This window comes from Klebsiella sp. CN_Kp097 (assembly GCF_040064495.1).
In the GTDB taxonomy this organism is placed as follows: domain Bacteria; phylum Pseudomonadota; class Gammaproteobacteria; order Enterobacterales; family Enterobacteriaceae; genus Klebsiella; species Klebsiella aerogenes.
Map to the genome: position 1 here is coordinate 106552 of NZ_JBEAIL010000023.1, position 6146 is coordinate 112697.

At 53.5% G+C, this 6146-nt stretch carries 4 protein-coding genes; 3 read left to right on the forward strand and 1 reads right to left on the reverse strand.

The features are described 5' to 3' along the window. Positions 1 to 66: 66 nt before the first annotated feature. A complete protein-coding gene (aroP, locus tag ABLV07_RS19460; protein ID WP_161798754.1) occupies positions 67 to 1440 on the reverse strand; it encodes an aromatic amino acid transporter AroP in 1374 nt (457 codons plus the stop codon). A gap of 645 nt (positions 1441 to 2085) precedes the next feature. Between aroP and pdhR the strand changes: the two genes are divergently transcribed. From pdhR to ABLV07_RS19475, 3 genes are all read left to right on the forward strand, one after another. Beyond that, a complete protein-coding gene (pdhR, locus tag ABLV07_RS19465; protein WP_015368223.1) occupies positions 2086 to 2865 on the forward strand; it encodes a pyruvate dehydrogenase complex transcriptional repressor PdhR in 780 nt (259 codons plus the stop codon). A gap of 140 nt (positions 2866 to 3005) precedes the next feature. Beyond that, on the forward strand, positions 3006 to 5669 hold the full coding sequence (aceE, locus tag ABLV07_RS19470; protein WP_015368222.1) for a pyruvate dehydrogenase (acetyl-transferring), homodimeric type: 2664 nt from the start codon (positions 3006 to 3008) through the stop codon (positions 5667 to 5669). A 14-nt stretch (positions 5670 to 5683) separates the two neighbouring features. Next, the coding region (locus tag ABLV07_RS19475) for a biotin/lipoyl-containing protein (RefSeq protein WP_348861485.1) at positions 5684 to 6146 on the forward strand (463 nt) is incomplete at its 3' end.

Below are 6146 nucleotides of genomic sequence, written 5' to 3' on the forward strand. Positions count from 1 at the left end.
AGTGTGAAGCAGATAACAATGCGCCGTGCCCGTCGCTCGAGGACGGACACGGCGTGACGAGATGTATTATTGTGCTTTTACGACGCCGGCGCTTTTCTGCTTAAACAGATAGCCAACGCCGAGAACGGCAATCCACACCGGTATCAGCCACACCGAAATCGCCATTCCCGGGGTCATCAGCATGATGGCCAGTACCGCGACCATAAATAGCAGGCATATCCAGTTACCCAGCGGGTAGAACAGCGCCGGGAAACGTGTTTTCACGCCTTCCTGCTGCTTAGCGCGACGGAATTTGATGTGCGCGAGGCTAATCATCGCCCAGTTAATTACCAGAGCGGAGACCACCAGCGCCATCAGCAGTCCGAACGCCGATTCCGGCGCCAGGTAGTTGATCAGCACGCACAGCGCGGTGACTACGGCGGATACCAGAATGGTGTTGACCGGTACGCCGCGTTTATCGAGAGTCAGCAGCGCTTTCGGCGCATTACCCTGCTGCGCCAGGCCGAACAGCATACGGCTGTTACAGTACACGCAGCTGTTGTAAACCGAGAGCGCGGCGGTCAGCACCACGATGTTGAGGGCATTTGCCACCAGTGTGTCGCCGAGTTCGTGGAAGATCAGCACGAATGGGCTGGTATCGGCGGTGACGCGCGTCCACGGCAGCAGGGAGAGCAGCACGGCCAGGGAGCCTACATAGAAAATAAGGATACGGTAGATAACCTGGTTGGTGGCTTTCGGGATGCTCTTTTCCGGGTTGTCCGCTTCTGCCGCGGTGATGCCCACCAGTTCCAGACCGCCGAAGGAGAACATAATGATCGCCATCATCATCACCAGCCCGGTGAAGCCGTGCGGCAGGAAACCGCCCTGATCCCACAGGTTACTGACCGTCGCCTGCGGGCCGCCGTTGCCGCTGAACAACAACCAGGCGCCGAACAGAATCATGGCCACTACTGCGACGACTTTAATAATCGCGAACCAGAACTCCATTTCACCGAACACTTTTACGTTGGTCAGGTTAATGGCGTTAATGGCGATGAAGAAGACCGCCGCGGAGGCCCAGGTAGGGATTTCCGGCCACCAGAACTGGATATATTTGCCCACGGCGGTCAGTTCCGCCATGGCGACAAGCACATACAGCACCCAATAGTTCCAGCCGGAGGCAAAGCCGGCAAAGCCGCCCCAGTATTTATAAGCAAAATGGCTGAATGAACCGGCTACCGGTTCTTCGACGACCATCTCGCCGAGTTGACGCATGATCAGGAAGGCGATAAACCCGGCGATAGCGTAGCCGAGAATAATACCAGGACCTGCAGATTGAATCACTGACGCACTACCCAGGAATAAGCCCGTACCAATAGCGCCTCCTAGCGCAATGAGCTGTATATGGCGGTTCTTCAAGCCGCGCTTGAGTCGATCGCCATGCTGTTGACCTTCCATCATGAAACCTCGTGTGTGGTTATTATGTTTATACGCTTCATCCTTCAGGTTGCTGCTTTGCTGTCCGTCTCTGCCAAATAGCATAGTTAGCTAATTTCAAGGCGTTTGAGGCCAGTTTTTACCCGAGTGACGCAACGCACACATTGTTGTGTTTGTGTAATTATGAAATTCCATTTTTGTATTGATTTCTTTACGGAAAGCAAAGCGGAAATTCCCTCAAAGACCTTTCGCCTGATGCAGAATAATGGTAAGGGCGTGCGAATGCACCTGCTTTATGAAGGGATGATGACGGAACGAACAAAAAGACACCGTTTGTCATTTTTTCTTACCACCGCCACCGCTACCCTTAATTGGTTATCTATTCACTTTATTGGTTTATAAATGCACTTTTTAGCTTCTTGAATCGGTTCAGAAAGCGTAATTTTTCGTTTATATAAAGTTAATGCTACCCCTTGCTGGGTAAATGTAAGTTTTGTGCAAGGTTACATTTCTGAAACGTTATTTCTGTAAGGTTGTTAAAAAAGGCCAGGTTTACTGATTTCAATCAAAACCTGTATGGACAGGAGGTGAATACTTTGTTACTTTAGCGCTACGAACTTTAAATTGGTAAGACCAATTGACTCCGGGCGAATGGCAGAGACAGGGAATATGGCCTACAGCAAGATCCGCCAACCAAAACTTTCTGATGTGATAGAGCAGCAGCTGGAGTTTCTGATTCTTGAGGGGACGTTGCGCCCCGGTGAAAAACTCCCGCCTGAACGCGAACTGGCAAAACAGTTCGACGTTTCCCGTCCCTCGCTCCGTGAGGCGATTCAACGCCTCGAAGCCAAGGGCCTGTTGCTTCGTCGCCAGGGCGGTGGAACCTTTGTACAAAGCAGCCTGTGGCAGAGCTTTAGCGACCCGTTGGTCGAGCTCCTGTCCGACCACCCTGAATCCCAATTCGATTTGCTGGAAACCCGTCACGCGCTGGAAGGCATCGCGGCTTATTACGCGGCGCTGCGCAGCAATGATGAAGATCGCGACCGTATTCGCGAGCTGCATCAAGCCATTGAGCGGGCCCAACAGTCCGGCGATCTCGACGCCGAATCCGGCGCTGTCGTCCAGTACCAAATCGCCGTCACCGAAGCGGCGCACAATGTGGTGTTGCTCCATCTGCTAAGGTGTATGGAGCCGATGCTGGCACAAAACGTTCGTCAGAACTTTGAATTGCTGTATGCCCGCCGGGAAATGCTCCCGTTGGTCAGCAACCATCGTACTCGCATTTTCGAGGCGATAATGGCCGGGGAGCCGGAGCAGGCGCGTGAGGCGTCGCACCGTCACCTGGCGTTCATTGAGGAAATTTTGCTGGATCGTAGCCGTGAACAGAGTCGTAGAGAACGTTCACTGCGTCGTTTACAGCAACGAAAGGACGAGAACTCCGGTTCTTAAGCGCCATTTTTTAGAGCGCGGCAACTAAACGCAGAACCTGTCTTATTGAATTCTTGGTTGTTCATCAGAGTGAAACGCTAAAGAGTTCAATGGGACAGGTTCCAGTTAAATCAACGATTAGATAGATAAGGAATACCCCCATGTCAGAACGTTTCCAGAATGACGTGGATCCGATCGAAACTCGCGACTGGCAACAGGCGATCGAATCGGTCATCCGTGAAGAAGGTGTTGAGCGTGCTCAGTATCTGATCGACCAGCTTCTTTCTGAGGCCCGCAAAGGCGGCGTGAAAGTAGCGGCCGGTGCGGCAGCGCATAATTACGTCAACACTATTGCCGTTGAAGATGAACCGGAATACCCGGGCAATCTGGAGCTGGAACGCCGTATTCGTTCAGCGATCCGTTGGAACGCCATCATGACCGTTCTGCGCGCATCGAAGAAAGATCTGGAGCTGGGTGGCCACATGGCATCCTACCAGTCTTCCGCTACCTTCTACGAAGTTTGCTTCAACCACTTCTTCCGTGCGCGCACTGAGAAAGACGGCGGCGATCTGGTTTACTTCCAGGGCCACATCTCTCCGGGCGTATATGCACGTGCCTTCCTGGAAGGTCGTCTGACTGAAGAGCAGATGAACAACTTCCGTCAGGAAGTTCACGGTAATGGTCTGTCCTCTTATCCGCACCCGAAACTGATGCCGGAATTCTGGCAGTTCCCGACCGTATCAATGGGTCTGGGGCCGTTGGGCGCAATCTATCAGGCTAAATTCCTGAAATATCTGGAACACCGTGGTCTGAAAGACACCTCTGCGCAAACCGTTTACGCCTTCCTGGGCGATGGCGAGATGGATGAGCCGGAATCTAAAGGCGCTATCACCATCGCGACCCGTGAAAAACTGGATAACCTGGTCTTCGTCATCAACTGCAACCTGCAGCGTCTGGACGGCCCGGTCACCGGTAACGGTAAAATCATTAACGAACTGGAAGGCATCTTCGGTGGTGCTGGCTGGAACGTTATCAAGGTTATCTGGGGCGGTCGTTGGGATGAGCTGCTGCGTAAAGACACCAGCGGTAAGCTGATTCAGCTGATGAACGAAACCGTTGACGGCGACTACCAGACCTTCAAATCCAAAGACGGCGCCTACGTTCGTGAGCACTTCTTCGGTAAATATCCGGAAACCGCCGCGCTGGTTGCCGACTGGACTGACGAGCAGATCTGGGCCCTGAACCGTGGCGGTCACGATCCGAAGAAAGTCTACGCTGCACTGAAAAAAGCGCAGGAAACCAAAGGCCAGCCGACTGTGATTCTGGCGCATACCATTAAAGGTTATGGTATGGGCGACACCGCGGAAGGTAAAAACATCGCGCACCAGGTTAAGAAAATGAACATGGACGGCGTTCGCTACGTCCGCGATCGTTTCAACGTGCCGGTGGCTGATGCCGATATCGAAAAACTGCCGTACGTGACCTTCCCGGAAGGTTCCGAAGAGCACACTTACCTGCACGCTCAACGTGAAAAGCTGAACGGCTACCTGCCGACTCGTCAGCCGAAATTCACTGAGAAACTGGAGCTGCCGACTCTGGCCGACTTCAGCGCGCTGCTGGAAGAGCAAAACAAAGAAATCTCTACCACTATCGCTTTCGTTCGTGCCCTGAACGTGATGCTGAAGAACAAGTCGATCAAAGATCGTCTGGTGCCGATCATCGCCGATGAAGCGCGTACTTTCGGTATGGAAGGTCTGTTCCGTCAGATCGGTATCTACAGCCCGAACGGCCAGCAGTACACCCCGCAGGACCGTGAGCAGGTTGCATACTACAAAGAAGACGAGAAAGGCCAGATTCTGCAGGAAGGTATTAACGAGCTGGGCGCAGGCGCATCCTGGCTGGCTGCTGCGACCTCCTACAGCACCAACGACCTGCCGATGATTCCGTTCTACATCTACTACTCGATGTTCGGCTTCCAGCGTATCGGCGATCTGTGCTGGGCGGCTGGCGATCAGCAGGCTCGCGGCTTCCTGATTGGCGGTACTTCCGGTCGTACTACGCTGAACGGCGAAGGTCTGCAGCACGAAGATGGTCACAGCCACATTCAGTCGCTGACTATCCCGAACTGTATCTCCTACGACCCGTCTTACGCGTACGAAGTCGCTGTCATCATGCATGACGGTCTGGTACGTATGTACGGCGAAGCGCAAGAGAACGTTTACTACTACATCACTACACTGAACGAAAACTACCACATGCCGGCCATGCCGGAAGGCGCCGAGGAAGGTATCCGTAAAGGTATCTACAAACTCGAAACCCTCGAAGGTAGCAAAGGTAAAGTTCAGCTGCTGGGCTCCGGTTCTATCCTGCGTCACGTTCGTGAAGCAGCGCAGATCCTGGCGAAAGATTACGGCGTAGGTTCTGACGTGTATAGCGTCACCTCCTTCACCGAACTGGCGCGTGATGGCCAGGATTGCGAACGCTGGAACATGCTGCACCCGCTGGAAACTCCGCGCGTACCGTACATCGCTCAGGTGATGAACGACGCTCCGGCTGTAGCATCCACTGACTATATGAAACTGTTCGCCGAGCAGGTTCGTACTTACGTACCGGCTGATGATTACCGCGTACTGGGTACCGATGGCTTCGGTCGTTCCGACAGCCGTGAAAACCTGCGTCACCACTTCGAAGTTGATGCTTCCTACGTGGTCGTTGCGGCGCTGGGCGAACTGGCTAAACGTGGTGAAATCGATAAGAAAGTTGTGGCTGACGCCATTGCTAAATTCGACATCGATGCAGAAAAAGTTAACCCGCGTCTGGCGTAAGAGGTAAGAGAATAATGGCTATCGAAATCAAAGTACCGGACATCGGGGCTGATGAAGTTGAAATCACCGAGATCCTGGTCAAAGTTGGCGACAAAGTTGAAGCTGAACAGTCGCTGATCACCGTAGAAGGCGACAAGGCCTCTATGGAAGTTCCGTCTCCGCAGGCTGGCGTCGTGAAAGAGATTAAAGTCTCCGTCGGCGACAAAACCGAGACTGGCAAACTGATCATGATTTTCGATTCCGCCGAAGGTGCAGCAGCCGCTGCACCTGCGCAGGAAGAGAAAGCGGCTGCTCCGGCACCGGCAGCAGCGCCGGCGGCAAGCGCAGCGAAAGAAGTTCACGTACCGGATATCGGCGGCGATGAAGTTGAAGTCACCGAGATCATGGTTAAAGTGGGCGACACTATTGCCGCTGAGCAATCCCTGATCACCGTCGAAGGCGACAAAGCTTCTATGGAAGTTCCGGCGCCGTTCGCGG

Coding starts and splice junctions, on each gene's coding strand:
- aroP (WP_161798754.1), bottom strand. CDS start 1,440: ATGATGGAAGGTCAACAGCATGGCGATCGACTCAAGCGCGGCTTGAAG.
- pdhR (WP_015368223.1), top strand. CDS start 2,086: ATGGCCTACAGCAAGATCCGCCAACCAAAACTTTCTGATGTGATAGAG.
- aceE (WP_015368222.1), top strand. CDS start 3,006: ATGTCAGAACGTTTCCAGAATGACGTGGATCCGATCGAAACTCGCGAC.